This is a genomic window from Streptomyces sp. JK94, assembly GCF_053613315.1.
This window is the reverse complement of the sequence record NZ_JBSICH010000017.1, coordinates 145,109-159,784: the sequence shown is the minus strand read 5'-3', so window position 1 is coordinate 159,784 and position 14,676 is coordinate 145,109. Positions and strand designations below refer to the sequence as shown.

At 72.4% G+C, this 14,676-nt stretch carries 14 protein-coding genes and 2 pseudogenes; 9 read left to right on the top strand and 7 right to left on the bottom strand.

Features of this window, described 5'->3' with window-relative positions; genetic code table 11:
- Positions 1-55: 55 nt before the first annotated feature.
- A pseudogene (locus ACVV2G_RS17665) lies at positions 56-178 on the top strand (oxygenase MpaB family protein); the annotation flags it as partial.
- A 45-nt stretch (positions 179-223) separates the two neighbouring features.
- Here ACVV2G_RS17665 and ACVV2G_RS17660 read toward each other — a convergent pair.
- The 4 genes and pseudogenes from ACVV2G_RS17660 to ACVV2G_RS17645 all read right to left on the bottom strand — a co-directional run bounded on the left by ACVV2G_RS17660 (position 224) and on the right by ACVV2G_RS17645 (position 4,374).
- The gene (locus tag ACVV2G_RS17660; RefSeq protein WP_453843658.1) at positions 224-1,189 is read right to left on the bottom strand and encodes a YihY/virulence factor BrkB family protein; all 966 of its coding nucleotides are present in this window, start codon (positions 1,187-1,189) and stop codon (positions 224-226) included.
- A gap of 476 nt (positions 1,190-1,665) precedes the next feature.
- Positions 1,666-2,544: pseudogene (locus tag ACVV2G_RS17655) on the bottom strand (ABC transporter ATP-binding protein); the annotation flags it as partial.
- 146 nt (positions 2,545-2,690) lie between these two features.
- Entirely contained in the window at positions 2,691-3,419 is a 729-nt protein-coding gene (locus ACVV2G_RS17650) for a S1 family peptidase (RefSeq protein WP_453843657.1), read from the bottom strand.
- Between the two features lie 202 nt (positions 3,420-3,621).
- Complete coding sequence (locus ACVV2G_RS17645) at positions 3,622-4,374, bottom strand: sulfite exporter TauE/SafE family protein (protein WP_453843724.1); 753 nt, start codon at positions 4,372-4,374, stop codon at positions 3,622-3,624.
- A 325-nt stretch (positions 4,375-4,699) separates the two neighbouring features.
- On the opposite strand from ACVV2G_RS17645, the gene ACVV2G_RS17640 reads away from it, so the two are divergent.
- The 6 genes from ACVV2G_RS17640 to ACVV2G_RS17615 all read left to right on the top strand — a co-directional run bounded on the left by ACVV2G_RS17640 (position 4,700) and on the right by ACVV2G_RS17615 (position 9,915).
- Positions 4,700-5,875: an ATP-binding protein gene (locus tag ACVV2G_RS17640; RefSeq protein WP_453843656.1), complete on the top strand. Its 1,176-nt coding sequence runs from the start codon at positions 4,700-4,702 to the stop codon at positions 5,873-5,875.
- Positions 5,872-6,273 (top strand): roadblock/LC7 domain-containing protein, encoded by a 402-nt coding sequence (locus ACVV2G_RS17635; RefSeq protein ID WP_453843655.1) that lies wholly within the window; start codon positions 5,872-5,874, stop codon positions 6,271-6,273. Before ACVV2G_RS17640 ends, ACVV2G_RS17635 begins: the two co-directional genes overlap by 4 nt.
- Entirely contained in the window at positions 6,270-6,644 is a 375-nt protein-coding gene (locus tag ACVV2G_RS17630) for a DUF742 domain-containing protein (RefSeq protein ID WP_453843654.1), read from the top strand. The genes ACVV2G_RS17635 and ACVV2G_RS17630 overlap by 4 nt, the downstream gene beginning before the upstream one ends.
- The gene (locus ACVV2G_RS17625) at positions 6,619-7,212 is read left to right on the top strand and encodes a GTP-binding protein (protein WP_453843653.1); all 594 of its coding nucleotides are present in this window, start codon (positions 6,619-6,621) and stop codon (positions 7,210-7,212) included. Before ACVV2G_RS17630 ends, ACVV2G_RS17625 begins: the two co-directional genes overlap by 26 nt.
- A 15-nt stretch (positions 7,213-7,227) precedes the next feature.
- Entirely contained in the window at positions 7,228-8,580 is a 1,353-nt protein-coding gene (locus ACVV2G_RS17620; RefSeq protein WP_453843652.1) for a cytochrome P450, read from the top strand.
- Positions 8,581-8,784: 204 nt separating this feature from the next.
- Complete coding sequence (locus tag ACVV2G_RS17615) at positions 8,785-9,915, top strand: tryptophan dimethylallyltransferase family protein (protein ID WP_453843651.1); 1,131 nt, start codon at positions 8,785-8,787, stop codon at positions 9,913-9,915.
- An 88-nt stretch (positions 9,916-10,003) separates the two neighbouring features.
- On the opposite strand, the gene ACVV2G_RS17610 is transcribed toward ACVV2G_RS17615, so the two are convergent.
- The 3 genes from ACVV2G_RS17610 to paaI form a co-directional block, all read right to left on the bottom strand.
- The gene (locus ACVV2G_RS17610; RefSeq protein ID WP_453843650.1) at positions 10,004-11,302 is read right to left on the bottom strand and encodes a flavin-containing monooxygenase; all 1,299 of its coding nucleotides are present in this window, start codon (positions 11,300-11,302) and stop codon (positions 10,004-10,006) included.
- Positions 11,303-11,429: 127 nt separating this feature from the next.
- Entirely contained in the window at positions 11,430-12,776 is a 1,347-nt protein-coding gene (gene paaK, locus ACVV2G_RS17605) for a phenylacetate--CoA ligase PaaK (RefSeq protein WP_453843649.1), read from the bottom strand.
- Positions 12,773-13,222: a hydroxyphenylacetyl-CoA thioesterase PaaI gene (paaI, locus tag ACVV2G_RS17600; protein WP_453843648.1), complete on the bottom strand. Its 450-nt coding sequence runs from the start codon at positions 13,220-13,222 to the stop codon at positions 12,773-12,775. The genes paaK and paaI overlap by 4 nt, the downstream gene beginning before the upstream one ends.
- A 177-nt stretch (positions 13,223-13,399) precedes the next feature.
- On the opposite strand from paaI, the gene paaA reads away from it, so the two are divergent.
- Both paaA and paaB read left to right on the top strand, forming a co-directional pair.
- Positions 13,400-14,377, top strand: coding sequence for a 1,2-phenylacetyl-CoA epoxidase subunit PaaA (paaA, locus tag ACVV2G_RS17595; protein WP_453843647.1), 978 nt, complete (start codon positions 13,400-13,402; stop codon positions 14,375-14,377).
- Positions 14,374-14,667: a 1,2-phenylacetyl-CoA epoxidase subunit PaaB gene (gene paaB, locus ACVV2G_RS17590; protein ID WP_453843646.1), complete on the top strand. Its 294-nt coding sequence runs from the start codon at positions 14,374-14,376 to the stop codon at positions 14,665-14,667. The genes paaA and paaB overlap by 4 nt, the downstream gene beginning before the upstream one ends.
- The last annotated feature ends 9 nt before the right edge of the window (positions 14,668-14,676 follow it).

Sequence of the window (14,676 nt, the reverse complement as noted above, 5' to 3'; positions counted from 1 at the left end):
CAGGAGACGTTCTCCCGGCGAACACCGTCCCGCACCCCGCGCACGGCTCGGCGAAATGGTCTTCTCCCGGGCGGCGGGGCCGGAGCGGCCGGACAACCGTTCCCGCATCCACGGCACACCGGGCCCGCGCTGGTTCGGGCCGGAGCGGCCGATCAGACGGGTGCACGGGAACGCCTCGCCCAGGTCTCCCTCCCGCGGAGGGCGGTCGCCGCGGACGGAAGCGTCAGGCGCCCGGGCCCGGGTCCGGCCTGACCGGCGTGCGGAGGCCGGCCCGTGCCGCCTCCAGCTGGGCGGCGAACGCGATGCCGAGGAAGAGCGCCACGGCGGTGAGGTTCGCCCACAGCAGCAGCGCGATGAAGGCGGTGAGCGGACCGTAGACGGCGCCGAAGGCCCCGCTGTGGCCGACGTAGAGCGCGAGCAGCCAGGTCGCCGAGACCCACAGCACCAGGTGGACCGCGGAGCCGAAGGCCAGCCAGGTGTAGCCGGGCTGGTCGCGGCGGGGGGACCAGCGCAGGATCACCGCCGACGCGACCCAGGCCAGCAGCAGCCCCGCCGGCAGGTCCAGGACGCCCCACCATCCGTCGCCGCCCTCCCGGCCGCCGACGGAACGGGCCACGGCGTCCCCGACGGTCTCGCCCGCGACGAGCACGAGGAACCCCAGGACCATCGGCAGGCCGCCCGTGAACGCGAGCACCAGCGCCCTTGTGTACTTGCGGAGGAAGGGCCGGTCGCGCTCGATGCCGTAGATGCGGTTGGCGCCCCGCTCGATCTGCGCCATGGCCGAGGCGAGGTTCAGCACGGCGAACGCCAGGCCCAGCCACAGCGCGAGCGTGCTCCACGCGTCACTGTCCGCGCTGCGCCGGGTGCCCTCGAACGCCTCCGCCACGACGTCCGCGCTGGCGCCCGGCACGATGCGGCCGAGGGTCAGCTCGATGACCCGGCCCACGCCCTCCGTGTGCACCGACGTGGCGAGGCCGACGAGCACGATGGTGATCGGGACCAGGCCGAGGACGACCTGGAAGGCCAGGGCCCGGGCGTTGGTGAAGCCGTCCGCGAAGCGGAACCGGGCGAAGGAGTCGGTCAGCAGGCGCAGGCCCCCGTACCGGCGCAGGGCGGTCAGGGCTTCGTCGCCGGAGAGCTCGTCTCCGAGCATGTCCCGGGTCTGTGGAACGTGGACGGCGGTTCCCACGGTGCGGTTGCTCCTCGTGTCGGGGCGGGCGAGGGCGATCCCCCACCCGTGCGCATGCCCCGTGAACGAGCCGGACAGCGCGGGCGGGACGACTTTCGGTGCGGCGGGCCCGCGACCGGCCGGCCGGCCGGTCCCGACGGCCCTGCCGCGGCCCCCGAAGATCCTGCCGCGTTGACCGGGGTGACCCGTGGGTGTGCACCCGGGCCCGGCCGCCGCTTTCCGCGGCAGGCGGATGGGCCCGGGCGCCTGGCGGGGGAGCCGAGGGGCGGTCCCGGACGCTCCGATGCGCCGATACGTCCGGGGCCGCCCGTCGCATCACACGCCCCGGCGGGGGCGGGGCCCCCTGGTCCGGCGGCTGCGTTCGCGGAAGCGCGCGTCGCATACGTGCGCGCGGACGCACGGGGGGGGGCGAACCCGGCAGCAGGGGAACGGCGTGCCGGTCCCGCCGGCCGGACCGCCGTCGGCTGACCGCCCTGCCGGCGGCCCGAGTAGGCGGACCAGCGGCCGTCGCGCTTCGCCACGGTGATGTCGCGGCCGAAACAGGCCGTCAGGCGGGCGTCGGTGAGGACACCGGTCACGGTCCCGCGGGACAGTGTCCGGCCTTCACGCAGCAACAGGGCGTGGCTGACGGCGGGGAACAGCTCCTCCAGATGGTGGGTGACCGTGACGGTGGCCAACGTCGGCCGGCCCTCGGTCAGTTGGTGCATGGCCTCCACGAGGTCCCCGCGGGACGGCAGGTCCAGGGCGTTGAACGGCTCGTCCAGGAGCAGCAGGGCCGGATCGGCCATCAGCGCCCTGGCGATCAGCACGCGCGCCCGCTGCCCGCCCGAACAGACACCGTACGGCCGGTCGGCCGGTTCCTTGACGCCGAGTTCGGTCAGGAGGCCGTGGGCGCGGAGCCGGACCTCGTCGTCGTACGTCCGCCACAGGGGCTGCACGGTGCCGCTGTGGCCGGTGAGCACGACGGTGTGGGCCGTGAGGTCCTGCGGCACCCGCTGGGCGGAGGTGACGTGGCCGATGCGCGCCCTCAGCTCACGGACGTCCACCCGGCCGAGCCGGCTGCCGAGGACCTCCACCGTGCCGGTGGTGGGGTGCATGAGGGCGCCGAGGAGCCGCAGCAGGGTCGTCTTCCCCGCGCCGTTGGCCCCCAGCAGGGCCCAGTGCTCTCCCGGGCGGACCGTCCAGTCGATCCCGTCGAGGATCAGGTGGTCGGTCGCGGAGCGGCGGACGGTCACGTCCCGGAGCCGCAGTACGGCCGGCTCGTGCTCGTCCACCGGGGGCTGGACCGTCTGCCCGGCCGTACCGGACCTCCTTCGCGCGGGATGCGGACCGTTCACGGTGAACGGTAATTGCATCCGCCACGCGCCTGCCGGGCCGTCCGGCTCCCGGACGGTGTGGGCACCGCCGCTCGCCGGGTCCGGGACGAGCGCCGGGACGCGTGCGCGCCCGCCTCCGCGGTGAGCGGGGGCGGGCGCGCACGAGAGCGGTCCCGGGGGCGGGGTCAGACGCCCGCGACCGACTGGATCCACGAGCGGTAGGCGGTCACGTTCGTGTAAGCCGTGGTGGACTGCCGGTCGCTGGTCGAGGCGACGCCCACCTGGACGCCGCCGGCCATCATCGGGCCGCCGGAGTCGCCGCCCGCGGTGATGCCGTCGACGGCGCGGGCGCAGATCGCCGAGCCGTTGTAGGCGTCCCGGCACCCCTGGGTCACGCTGACGTTGGCGACCTTCAGGTACCGGGACTGGCAGTTGATCTCCGAACCGCACCGGGAGGTGGCGCCCCAGCCGTAGACCTGCACGGTCTGGCCGACCCGTACCGTGCCCGGCTGCCCGAGCTGCGCGTAGGAGGCGGAGACGGAGCGGTCGAGGCGGACGAGCGCGAGGTCCGACGACGCGTGAGTGACGGTCTGGACGCCGTTGGCCACGGTGCCGCCGGACTGCTGGTCGAGGCTGCCGACGCGGAAGGAGAGCCCTCCTCCGGTCACGCAGTGCTTCGCGGTCAGGACCCAGGTGGGGGAGATGATGGTCGAGGTGCAGGTCTGGGTGCCGTGGGAGAACAGCCGGGCGGCCCAGGGGGCGTTCTGCGCGTAGCCACCGCCGATGATCGGCTGGGGGCCGCCGTCTCCGGGCCGGGGCTCCGCCGCGGAGGCGCTCGGCGCGAGGGCGAGGGCGGACAGGAGAGCGGCCATGAGGGCGGCCACCAGGGTGGGGACGCATCTGGATATGCGCAAGGCTCCTCGATTCCGACGACGCGCTCCGGGGCGCGTGGGGTGTGGGGGCGCTCAGCATGTCCGGGCGGAACGCGGCGCCACCAATCCCGGCTTCGCATAACGCGGCGTTATGCCCGAGGGCCCGGACCGGCCGGTGGAGGGCGGAGCGGCGGGCCCGGCAGGGCGGTTCGGCCCGCGGCCGGGGCCGGGGCCGCCGTCCGGGTCAGCGGAGCAGCAGTTGCACCAGCGCCACCGAGCCGACGGTCACGACCAGGGTGCGCAGCACCACGGGGCTGAAACGGCGGCCCACCCTGGCCCCCGCGTAACCGCCGAGGGCCGAACCGGCCGCGATGAGGGCGACGGCCGTCCAGTCGAAGTCCGCGGCGAAGAGGAAGAAGAGTGCGGCGACCGTGTTGACGAGGGCGGACAGGACGTTCTTGACGGCGTTGAGACGTTGCAGGGAGTCGTCGAGGAGCATGCCCATCAGGGACAGGTAGATGATCCCCTGCGCGGCGGCGAAGTAGCCGCCGTAGACGCTGGCGAGCGTCAGGCCGGTGAACAGCAGCGGGCCCCCGTCCTGGCGCGGTGCGGTACCGGTGCGTGCACGGCGGCGCTGCACCATCCTGTTGAGCCGGGGCTGGAAGGCGACCAGGACCAGGGCGAGGCCCACCAGGACGGGCACGATGGTCTCGAACGCGTCGGCCGGCAGCGACAGCAGCAGCGTGGCCCCCGCGAGACCGCCCAGCACCGCGCCGACGCCCAGCGTGAGGACGCGCCGACGCTGGCCGTTCAGCTCCTTCCGGTAGCCGACGGCCCCGCTGACGGACCCGGGGATGAGACCGAGGGCGTTGGAGACGGTGGCGGTGACGGGGGACAGCCCCGTCGCCAGCAGCACCGGGAAGGTGATGAGCGTTCCGGAGCCGACGACGCTGTTGATGGCGCCGGCCCCGAAGCCCGCCGCGAACACCGCCGCCATGGCCTCGGGCGTCACGCCGTACCGTCCGGCAGCGGCCGTGCGCCCGGCGGGTGGGTGCCTTGTACATCGTTCACGGGGCCGACTGTACCCACCGCCGGAACCTGCCGAAGACACGGTCGCAACCGGTCCTGGACGAACGGTTCTTGACGTGACCTCACTTGATCATGCGGTGATACGATCACCGCGTTTGCGGAGCGGGCGGATGGGTGAAAGACGGCATCCCCGACTTCAGGGACAGCCCGGGCGGCAACCCCGGTGCTCCACCGGACCGCCCGCGTAGACGGACATTCGGCAAGCCGGCCGTCAGTCGCCTGAAGAGAGTCTTATGACGGAATACTTGGGGAACCCACTGCTCTGGGTCCTGGTCGTCGCCCTCGTCGCCGCCGCCGTGCTCATCGGCCGCCAGCGCCGGGCGGCACGGTCTCTGCGGCAGGAGATCCAGGGGCTCAGGGAGCACTACACGGAGCTGGAGAACGATTACGGGAAGTCCGTGCTGGCGGCTCAGGAACGGGCCGAGGACGAGACGAAGACCGTGCTGAAGTCCGCCATGCGCACCCTGCAGGGCCTCGCCGCCGAACAGCAGCTGGTGCTCTCCCGGCTGCAGACCAAGTACGGCGACTCCGCCCTCCTGCAGGACCTGCTGGAGATCGACCACACCAACTCGCAGTTCGGCCGTCGCGCCCAGTCCATCGCGGTCCTGTGCGACGGCTGGCTGGGCGGCCGGCGCGACACCGCCTCGGTGTACGACGTGGTGCGCAGCGCCCAGGGCCGGATCCGGCATTTCCGCCGGGTGGAGATCCTCTCCCAGGTCGACTTCGGCATCACCAGCCGGGCCGTGGAACCCGTCGCCCTGGTCCTCGCCGAACTCCTCGACAACGCCACCAGCTACTCCAGCCCGGACACCGTCGTCGAGATCAACATCCGGACCGTGCCCAAGGGCATCTGCGTCGTCGTGGACGACGCCGGTGTCGGCATGAGCGACGAGGAGCGCGCCCGCGCCGACAAGCTGCTCGCCACCGAGCGTGCCTCGGGCGTGGCGGGACTGGGGAACCCACCGCAGTTCGGGTTCGCGGTCATCGGGCTGCTGTGCGAGCGTTTCGGCTTCGAGGTGTCGGTGGACTCCTCCTCTCCCTACGGAGGTGTGCGCGCGGTGGTCCTGCTGCCGCACGAGCTGCTCACCGCCATGCCGGAGAAGAGGGCACCGTCCCCGGCCCCCGCCCACACGGCCGCCCGCCCGGGAGCGGACGGCGGACCGGAGGCGGCGCTCGCCCCCTCCCAGACCGGCGACGGCCTGCCCCGGCGTCGGCGCAAGCGCCCGATGGCCATCGTGCCCGGCACCGCGGAAGCCCCGCGGACCACCGGTCGCTCCGACTCCGAGCAGGCCCAGATCATGGCCGCCTTCCAACGGGGCACGCAGACCGGCCGCGTCACCCGGCCGGAGGGCCCGGACCGGACGAGCAGAACACCTGGTGCAAGCAGAGAAGGACTCGAGGACTCGTGAACGACGATCTGTCATGGATGCTCGACAGCGCCCTGGAGATTCCCGGGGCCCTGCATGCGGTCCTGATATCGGCCGACGGGCTGCTGATGGCCCGTACGCAGGACTTCGACAAGGACGACGCGGACCGGGTCGCCGCCGCGATGAGCGGCGTGCAGTCGCTCAGCCGCACCCTCGCCTTCTTCTGTGAGGACCCGCAGCAGGCGTGGCGGCAGACCCTGGTCGAGTTCGACGGCGGCTGGGTGTTCCTGATCTCCGCAGGCGAGGGCGCCTACCTCGGCGTCTCCGCCTCCCCGGAGGTCGACATGGCGGACATCACCTTCCGGATGCAGCAACTCGTCGCCCAGCTCGGCAAGCGGCTGACCACCCCGCCGCGCGAGAACCTCGGCCCCCGCTCATGACCGGCCACGACGGCTGGGAGCCGGAGTCGGCCGAGTTAGTACGGCCGTACGTCATCACCAAGGGCCGCGACCTGCCCGAGGAGGAGCAGCTCTCCCTCATCACCCTGGTTACTGCTGCCGGGCAGACGCAGCGGCCGGCCCGGCTGTCCCCCGAGGAGCAGAGCCTGCTGGACCTCTGCTCCGCCGGCTACCTCTCGGTCGCCGAGATAGCCGGACACACCCGCTTCCCGCTGGGTGTGGTGCGGATCCTGCTGGCATCCCTGATGGAAGGCGGCCACCTCATGACCCGCCCGCCGGTCGCCCGCGCCCGCCTCGCGGACAAGGAGATCCTGGAGGAGGTGCTCAATGGCCTCCGCGCCAAGTTTGGGTGAGCAGGACTACGTACGGGACGGAGCGACCCAGACCGCGGTCAAGATCCTCGTCGTTGGGCACTTCGCGGTGGGCAAGACCACCCTCATCGGCTCCATCTCGGAGATCGAGCCGCTGTCCACCGAGGAGACGATGACGCAGGCCGCCGAGTCGGTCGACGACCTCAAGGGGGTCCAGGGCAAGACCACCACCACGGTCGCCATGGACTTCGGACGCCTCACCATCAGCGACCGCGTCGTCCTCTACCTGTTCGGTACGCCCGGTCAGCAGCGCTTCGTCCAGATGTGGGAGGACATGGCCCGCGGCGCGCTCGGCGCCCTGGTGCTGGTCGACCCCGAGCGGCTGGCCGACTCCTTCCCCGTCATCGACCTCATCGAGCACTACGGCCTCGACTACGCCATCGCCGTCAACCACTTCGACGGGGTCCCGCTCCGTGACGAGCGGGCGCTGCGCGAGGCCCTGGACCTGCTCGACGACACCCCCGTCGTCACCTGCGACGCCCGCGACGAGAAGTCCTCGGCCGCCGCACTGACCACCCTCGTCCGCTACTTGCTGGACCGCACCCGCTAGGAGCTGGGAGCAGACATGAACGCCCACGACACCGCCGTCCCGGTGCCTCCGCCCGGGTGCCCGGCCCACGGCTCCGGTGCCCGTGTGCCACTGCACGGCCCGGAGTTCGCCGCCGACCCGCAGGCGTACTACGAATACCTGCGCCACTACGGGGCCACCGCGCCCGTCGAACTGGCCCCGGGGGTCGAGGCGACGCTGGTCACGGACTACTCGGCGGCGCTCCAGCTCCTGCAGGACTCCGCCTCCTTCCGCAAGGACGCGCGTCGCTGGCGGGCCTTCAACGAGGGCAAGGTGGGCCCGGACAGCCCGGTCGCGCCGCTGCTCGCCTACCGGCCCAACTGCATGTTCGCCGACGGCGCCGACCACCTGCGCCTGCGGCAGGCGGTCACCGACAGCATGGCGCGGGTGGACACCCGGCGGCTGAGCCGCAGCACCGAGCAGATCTCCGGCTACCTCATCTCCCAGTTCAGCGGCCGGGGTTCGGCCGACCTGCTGGGCGACTACGCGCGGCAGCTGCCGCTGTTCGTGTTCAACGAGCTCTTCGGCTGCCCCGCCGACATCGGCGACCGGGTGCTGTTCGGCATCTCCGGCATGTTCGACGGGATCAACGCCGACAAGGCCACCGCGGTGCTGTTCCAGGCGGTGGGGGAGCTGGTCGCGCTCAAGCGGAACAAGCCCGGTGACGATGTCACCTCATGGCTGATGCGGCACGAGGCGGGGCTCAGCGACGAGGAGATGGTCCACCAGCTGGCGCTGCTGCTGGGCGCCGGCGCCGAACCGCTGCGCAACCTCATCGGCAACACCCTGCACCGGCTCCTCACCCACGAGCGGTACGCCCGCGAGGGAGGCCTGATCGACGAGGCCCTCGACGACACCCTGTGGGAGAACCCGCCCATGTCGAACTACGCGCCGCACTACCCGGCCGCCGACACGGAACTCGCCGGACAGCACCTGCAGGCGGGCGACCTGGTCCTGGTCAGCTTCGCCGCCGCCAACACCGGCCCGGCCCTCAAGGCGTCCCGCCAGGCCGGCAGCAACCGCGCGCACCTCGCCTGGAGCGCGGGCCCGCACGCCTGCCCGTCGAAGGAACCGGCCCGGCACATCACGGTCACCGCCATCGAGCACCTGTTCAACGAACTGCCCGACGTGGAACTCGCCGTTCCGGAGGACAGCCTGGCCTGGCGTCCGGGCCCCTTCAACCGGGCCCTCGCCACCCTTCCGGCCCGCTTCACGCCGGTACGGGCCGGACGCCGCTCCGACCCGCAGCCGCACTCCCGCACGCCCGAGCGGGAGGAGGCGTCGGGCCAGGCCCGTGCGGGCGAACGCGCGGGCATGTGGAGCCAGTTCCTCAACTGGCTCACCCGGTGACTTCCGCAACACCCCTCCAACCTGCCCCTTCCGCATGAACGATCAACGGCACGGGTAGTGAGCAACGCGGCATTCACGTTGCTCACGAGTTGAAGGAGGTGTCGTGGACCACATATCCACGAACGCCGCTGGGCCGCCGCTGCCGCCGATACCCGCCTCGCCAGGCGGGTATCTCTTCGTGCGGCCGGGGCGAGGGAGAGGCCGGTGACCGCGGTAGCGGCGGGCGCCGCGGACGTGCGGGGCGCACCGACCCTGGGCGCCCTCACCAGCGGTCAGTTGCGAAGACTCGGCACGGTGGCCGGCCTCTCCGAAGCCGACACCGAGACCTATGCCCGGGTCCTGACCGACTCGCTGGGCCCGGTGGCCCAGCGACCGCTGCACCTGCCGCCGCCCACCCGCACCTTCCTGTCCGACGACCACACCCCGGTCGAGTTCTCCCTCTCCGCACAGCCGGACGCGGCCCCCGCTCTGCGGGTGCTCCTGGAACCGGGCTGCGGCGCAGACAGCCTGGCTCTCAACGGCCGTGCCGGAGTCGAGACCGTCCGGGCGATGGCGCGCCGTTGGCACTTCTCCACCGGTCCGCTCGACGAGGTCGAGGACCTGTTCCTGCCGCCCACCCCGCACGGCCCCTTCGCCCTGTGGTGCGCCCTGGAGCTCAGGCCCGGCGGCGTACCCGGGGTGAAGGCCTATCTCAACCCGGCCGCGAACGGGGCGGAACGTTCCGCCGCGACGGTGCGCGAGGCGCTGCACCGGCTGGGCCACCGGAAGGCGTTCGGCAGCCTGCCCCCGGGAGCCGGCCACCCGTTCCTCGCCCTGGACCTCGGCGACTGGGAGGAACCCCGGGCGAAGGTCTACGTGCGCCACGACAACCTCACGGCCGGCCAGGCCGGACGGCTGCCGCGCATGGAGGCGGGCCCCGGTCCCGCCGCGGTCGAGGACTTCTTCCGGGCGGCCGCGGGCGTCCGCGCCGGCCTGACGGGGCTCACCAGACGGCCCGGTCTGACCTGCCACTCCTTCACCGACACCGGGTCCGGGCGGCCGAGCGGGTTCACCCTGCACATTCCGGTCAGGGACTACGCCCGGCACGACGGCGAGGCGCTGGAGCGCGCGGCGGGCGTGCTGCGCCACCACGGAGCGGACGCCACCGTGCTCACCCGGGCCTTCTCCGCCCTCACGGAGCGGCGGCCGGAGGACGGCGTCGGGCTGATCGCCTACCTGGCGCTGGCCCATCAGCGGGGCCGTCCGCCGCGGGTGACGACGTACCTCTCCTCGGAGGCGTACGCGGTCCGGCCGCCGGCGGGGGCGGCCGTGCGTCACCCGGTGGGGGCGCGCTGAGCGGACCGTGCGGACACCGCGGGGCTCCCGGTGGAACACACCGGGAGCCCCGGAGACGGAGGTGGTCCGGCGCCGGCGGTCCGGACGGCTACACGGGCAGTGACTCCCGGAACTCGGCCAGGTAGGGGCCTACGTCGACCTGGATCGAGGCGCCCGCGGTGCGGCCGTAGCGCTGGACGACGCCGGCGAGGTACGTGCCGATCTCCTCGCGCATCTCGTCGGCCGTGGGCAGCGCCACCTCGCCGTCGATGATCTGCGCCACCCACCGGGCCTGGGCCTCCACCAGCCGGGTGATCGCGCCCACGGGCCGGACCAGCCCGACGAAGTACAGGCCCGGCCGGTCGGCGGGGACCACCCGCCGGTACAGCTCGACCGAACCGTCCGCCGCCACCGGGCAACCGGCGGGCAGGAAGGGGAAGGTCATGTGGAAGCCGGTGCAGTAGACGACCGCGTCCGCCACCGTGGAGGTGCCGTCGGCGAAGACGACCCGGTCGCCCTCGAACGAGGCGATCACCGGCTTCGGGGTGACGGCGCCGTGGCGTATCCGGCTGAGGATCTCGTCCGAGAGGGTCACGGCCGAGGAGAAGACCGGGTGGTCGGGCTCGGGCAGGCCGTAGTCGGCCAGCCTGCCGCGCGCGACGAGCAGCGCCTGCTCCACCCACTGCCGCCGCTCGGCGAAGGACATCTCGTTCCACCAGGGGGATTCGGCGATCTCGTCGACCGACATGCCGAAGAGCTGCTTGGGCACGATGTGCAGCCCCCGGCGCACCGAGAGCACGGTCTGCGCGGCATGCCGGGAGAGGTCGGCGGCGATGTCCACCGCCGAGGCGCCCAGGCCGACCACGACGACGCGCCGTCCGGTGAAGTCGGCGCCGTCGTGGTAGTCGAGGGAGTGCAGGATCCGTCCGGTGAAGGACGCGGCACCCGCCGGAAGGGGGTCGGGCAGCGCGGGGTCGGTGTGGTGCCCCGAGGCGACGACCACCCGGTCGAACCGCCGGGTCGTCACCGCACCGTCCGCGTCCCGGCTGACGACCGACCACAGACCGTCGGTGTCCTGGCCCACGGAGACCACCTCGGTCCGCAGTTCGACGTGGTCCAGCACGCCGGTCCGTTCGGCGAAGGACCGCAGATACGCGGCGACCTGGTCGTGCCGGGGGTAGAGCGGGTACGAGTCCGGCATCGGACAGCCGGTGTAACCCGTCAGCTGCTTGGCGGTGTTGAGATGGAGGGACCGGTATCCCGGGCCCCGCTCGCCCGCCCCCGGTTGGCGCCATATCCCGCCGACGTCGGGCGCCTTCTCCAGGCAGACGAACCCCGTGCCCCGCTCCTTGAGGGCATGGGCCACCGCCAGCCCGGACAGACCGGCACCGATCACACACACATGCACGGGATTTCCCCCCAGGACGTACGCAACCTCCCCCGATCACGCATTCACTGCCCATCCGCCTCTTCCCGCACACCAGCACGGGGAGCGTACGGACGTGTCCGTCCTCACGTTTCGCCCCGGCCGGCGCTCAGGCCCCGCGCAGGTCCCTGACCCGCCGGAGCTTGCCGAGGGAGCGCTCCAGTGTCTCCGGGTCGACGATCTCCACCTCCACCGTGACGCCCACGCCGTCCTTGACGCCCTGGCCGATCGCCCTGGCCGCGGCCTCCCGCTGCTCGGTACCCGCGTCGGGGCGGGCCTCGACCCGCACCGCCATGCGGTCCGTCCGACCGTGTTCGGTGAGCTGGATCTGGAAGTGCGGGGCGACACCCGGTGTGCGCAGCACGATCTCCTCGATCTGGGTGGGGAAGACGTTGACCCCGCGCAGGATGATCATGTCGTCGCAGCGGCCGGTGACCTTCCGCATGCGGCGGAAGGCGGGCCGGGCGGTGCCCGGCAGCAGCCTGGACAGGTCGCGCGTGCGGTAACGGACGACCGGCAGCGCCTCCTTGGTGAGGGAGGTGAAGACGACCTCGCCCTCCTCGCCCTCGGCCAGCACGGCGCCCGTGAGGGGGTCGACCACCTCCGGGTAGAAGTGGTCCTCCCACACGTGCAAGCCGTCCTTGGTCTCCACGCACTCCTGTGCCACGCCCGGACCGATCACCTCGGACAGGCCGTAGATGTCGACGGCGTGGATGCCCGCGCGCTCCTCGATCTCACGGCGCATCTCCTCGGTCCACGGCTCGGCCCCGAAGATGCCGACCTCCAGGGAACTGGTGCGCGGATCGACACCCTGCCGCTCGAACTCGTCGAGCAGCGTCAGCATGTAGGACGGGGTGACCATGACGATCTCGGGCCGGAAGTCCTGGATGATCCGCACCTGCCGCGCCGTCATGCCGCCGGAGGCCGGAATCACCGTGCACCCGGCGCGTTCGGCGCCGTAGTGCGCGCCGAGGCCGCCGGTGAACAGGCCGTAGCCGTACGAGATGTGCACCTTGTGGCCGGGACGGCCGCCCGCCGCGCGGATCGAACGGGCGACGACGTCCGCCCACATGGACAGGTCGCCGTCCGTGTACCCGACGACGGTGGGGCGGCCGGTGGTCCCGCTGGAGGCGTGCACGCGCCGCACGTCGGGCATCGGGACGGCGAACATGCCGAAGGGGTACGTGTCCCGCAGGTCGGCCTTCGTGGTGAAGGGGAACCTGGACAGGTCCGCCAGGCCGCGGCAGTCGTCGGGCCGCACCCCGGCGGCGTCGAACTTCCTCCGGTACAGCTCCACGTGCTCGTAGGCGTGCCGCAGGGTCGTCCGCAGCCGGTCGAGCTGGAGCTCCCGGAGCTGCTCCCGGGACAGGCGCTCGGCGTCGTCCAGCAGATGGCGGGGGAGGGGCTCTCCCCGGCGGGCTGCCGGGGCGGCCCCGGTCGTCGGCTCGCTGCTCATCGCGACTCCTTCGTCGTCGTGCCCGTCGTCTCGCGCGCCGTGGCGTCCCGGACGCTGCGGCTGCGTCCGCGGAACTCCGCGATCACTTCTCCGCCGCGCCGTACGCTCACGTCGTAGACGCCGCTGCGGCCGTACCGGGCGCGTTCCTCGGCGCGCGCCACGAGCACGTCGCCCTCGCGGGCCGGCGCGACGAACACGATGTCGGCACCCGCCGCGACGGTGACGGGGCCGTGGCTGTTGCACGCGCAGGCGAAGGCCGTGTCGGCGAGCAGGAACAGGTAGCCGCCGTGGGCGGTCCCGTGCCCGTTCACCATCGAGGAGGACACGGTCATCCGGACCGCGGCGGTACCCTCGCCGTGCTCGACCAGCTCGATGCCCAGGCGCCGGGACGCCTCGTCCGCGCGGAACATGACCTCCGTGGGCGTCGGCTCCGTGCTCCGCGACATCTTCTCCAGCACCTTGCCTCCCGACCGACCATTCGGTCCGCTTCCGGTACGGCTCAGTAATCCAGTCACGGGGTGGCGCTGTCAAGAGTGGGACGGCGTGGCCCCGGGGTCTTGCCGGGCGCCGCGGAACGCGCCACACTGATACCGAACGAATGGTCGGTTGGGAAGCTGGTGACGATGACCACGACGCACGCCGCAGAGACACCGCCCCCCGAGCGGTTGCAGGAGCACTTCGACGCGACGATCGCGCACGACCAGCGGATCGAACCTCGCGACTGGATGCCGGACGGCTACCGCAGGACCCTGGTCCGGCAGATCGCCCAGCACGCCCACTCCGAGATCATCGGCATGCAGCCGGAGGGCGAGTGGATCACCCGGGCGCCGTCCCTGCGCCGCAAGGCGATCCTGTTCGCCAAGGTCCAGGACGAGGCCGGCCACGGGCTCTACCTCTACTCGGCGGCCGAGACGCTCGGCGCGGACCGCGCGGACCTCACCGAGCGGTTGGTCGAGGGACGCCAGAAGTACTCGTCGATCTTCAACTACCCGACGCTGAGCTTCGCCGACGTGGGCGTGATCGGCTGGTTCGTGGACGGCGCCGCGATCTGCAACCAGGTCCCGCTGTGCCGCAGCTCCTACGGCCCGTACGCGCGCGCGATGGTGCGCATCTGCAAGGAGGAGTCCTTCCACCAGCGACAGGGTTACGAACTGCTGATGACGATGATGCGCGGCACCGACGCCCAGCGCGAGATGGTCCAGGACGCCGTGAACCGCTGGTGGTGGCCGTCCCTGATGATGTTCGGCCCGCCCGACGACGCCTCGCCGAACTCCGCGCAGTCCATGGCCTGGAAGATCAAGCGGCACAGCAACGACGAACTGCGCCGGCGGTTCGTCGACATGACCGTCCCGCAGGCCGAGAAGCTCGGCGTCACCCTGCCCGACCCGGAACTGCGGTGGAACGAGGAGACCGGCCGCCACGACTTCGGCACCCCCGACTGGGACGAGTTGATGCGCGTCATCAAGGGCGACGGCCCCTGCAACGACCAGCGGATGGAGCGGCGGCGGACCGCCCACGAGGAGGGTGCCTGGGTGCGCGAGGCGGCCACCGCCCACGCGGCCAAGCAGGCGGCCCGTGCGCGGAAGGGAGCGGTGGCATGAGCGCCGAGCAGCAGGGCTGGCCGCTGTACGAGGTCTTCGTGCGCGGCAAGCGCGGCCTCAACCACGTCCACGTCGGCTCGCTGCACGCCGCCGACGACGCGATGGCCCTCACCCACGCCCGTGACCTCTACACCCGGCGCAACGAGGGCGTGAGCATCTGGGTCGTGCGCTCCACGCACATAGCCGCCTCCACCCGCGACGAGAAGGACCCCTTCTTCGCCCCCAGCGCCGACAAGGTCTACCGCCACCCGACCTTCTACGACATCCCCGACGACGTCCCCCACATCTAGGAGCAGGGC

Excerpts from the sequence above, each read along its gene's own strand:
- ACVV2G_RS17645 (WP_453843724.1), bottom strand. The coding sequence starts at position 4,374 with ATGGCGGCGGTGTTCGCGGCGGGCTTCGGGGCCGGCGCCATCAACAGC.
- ACVV2G_RS17640 (WP_453843656.1), top strand. The coding sequence starts at position 4,700 with ATGACGGAATACTTGGGGAACCCACTGCTCTGGGTCCTGGTCGTCGCC.
- ACVV2G_RS17630 (WP_453843654.1), top strand. The coding sequence starts at position 6,270 with ATGACCGGCCACGACGGCTGGGAGCCGGAGTCGGCCGAGTTAGTACGG.
- ACVV2G_RS17625 (WP_453843653.1), top strand. The coding sequence starts at position 6,619 with ATGGCCTCCGCGCCAAGTTTGGGTGAGCAGGACTACGTACGGGACGGA.
- ACVV2G_RS17620 (WP_453843652.1), top strand. The coding sequence starts at position 7,228 with ATGAACGCCCACGACACCGCCGTCCCGGTGCCTCCGCCCGGGTGCCCG.
- paaK (WP_453843649.1), bottom strand. The coding sequence starts at position 12,776 with ATGAGCAGCGAGCCGACGACCGGGGCCGCCCCGGCAGCCCGCCGGGGA.
- paaI (WP_453843648.1), bottom strand. The coding sequence starts at position 13,222 with ATGTCGCGGAGCACGGAGCCGACGCCCACGGAGGTCATGTTCCGCGCG.
- paaA (WP_453843647.1), top strand. The coding sequence starts at position 13,400 with ATGACCACGACGCACGCCGCAGAGACACCGCCCCCCGAGCGGTTGCAG.
- paaB (WP_453843646.1), top strand. The coding sequence starts at position 14,374 with ATGAGCGCCGAGCAGCAGGGCTGGCCGCTGTACGAGGTCTTCGTGCGC.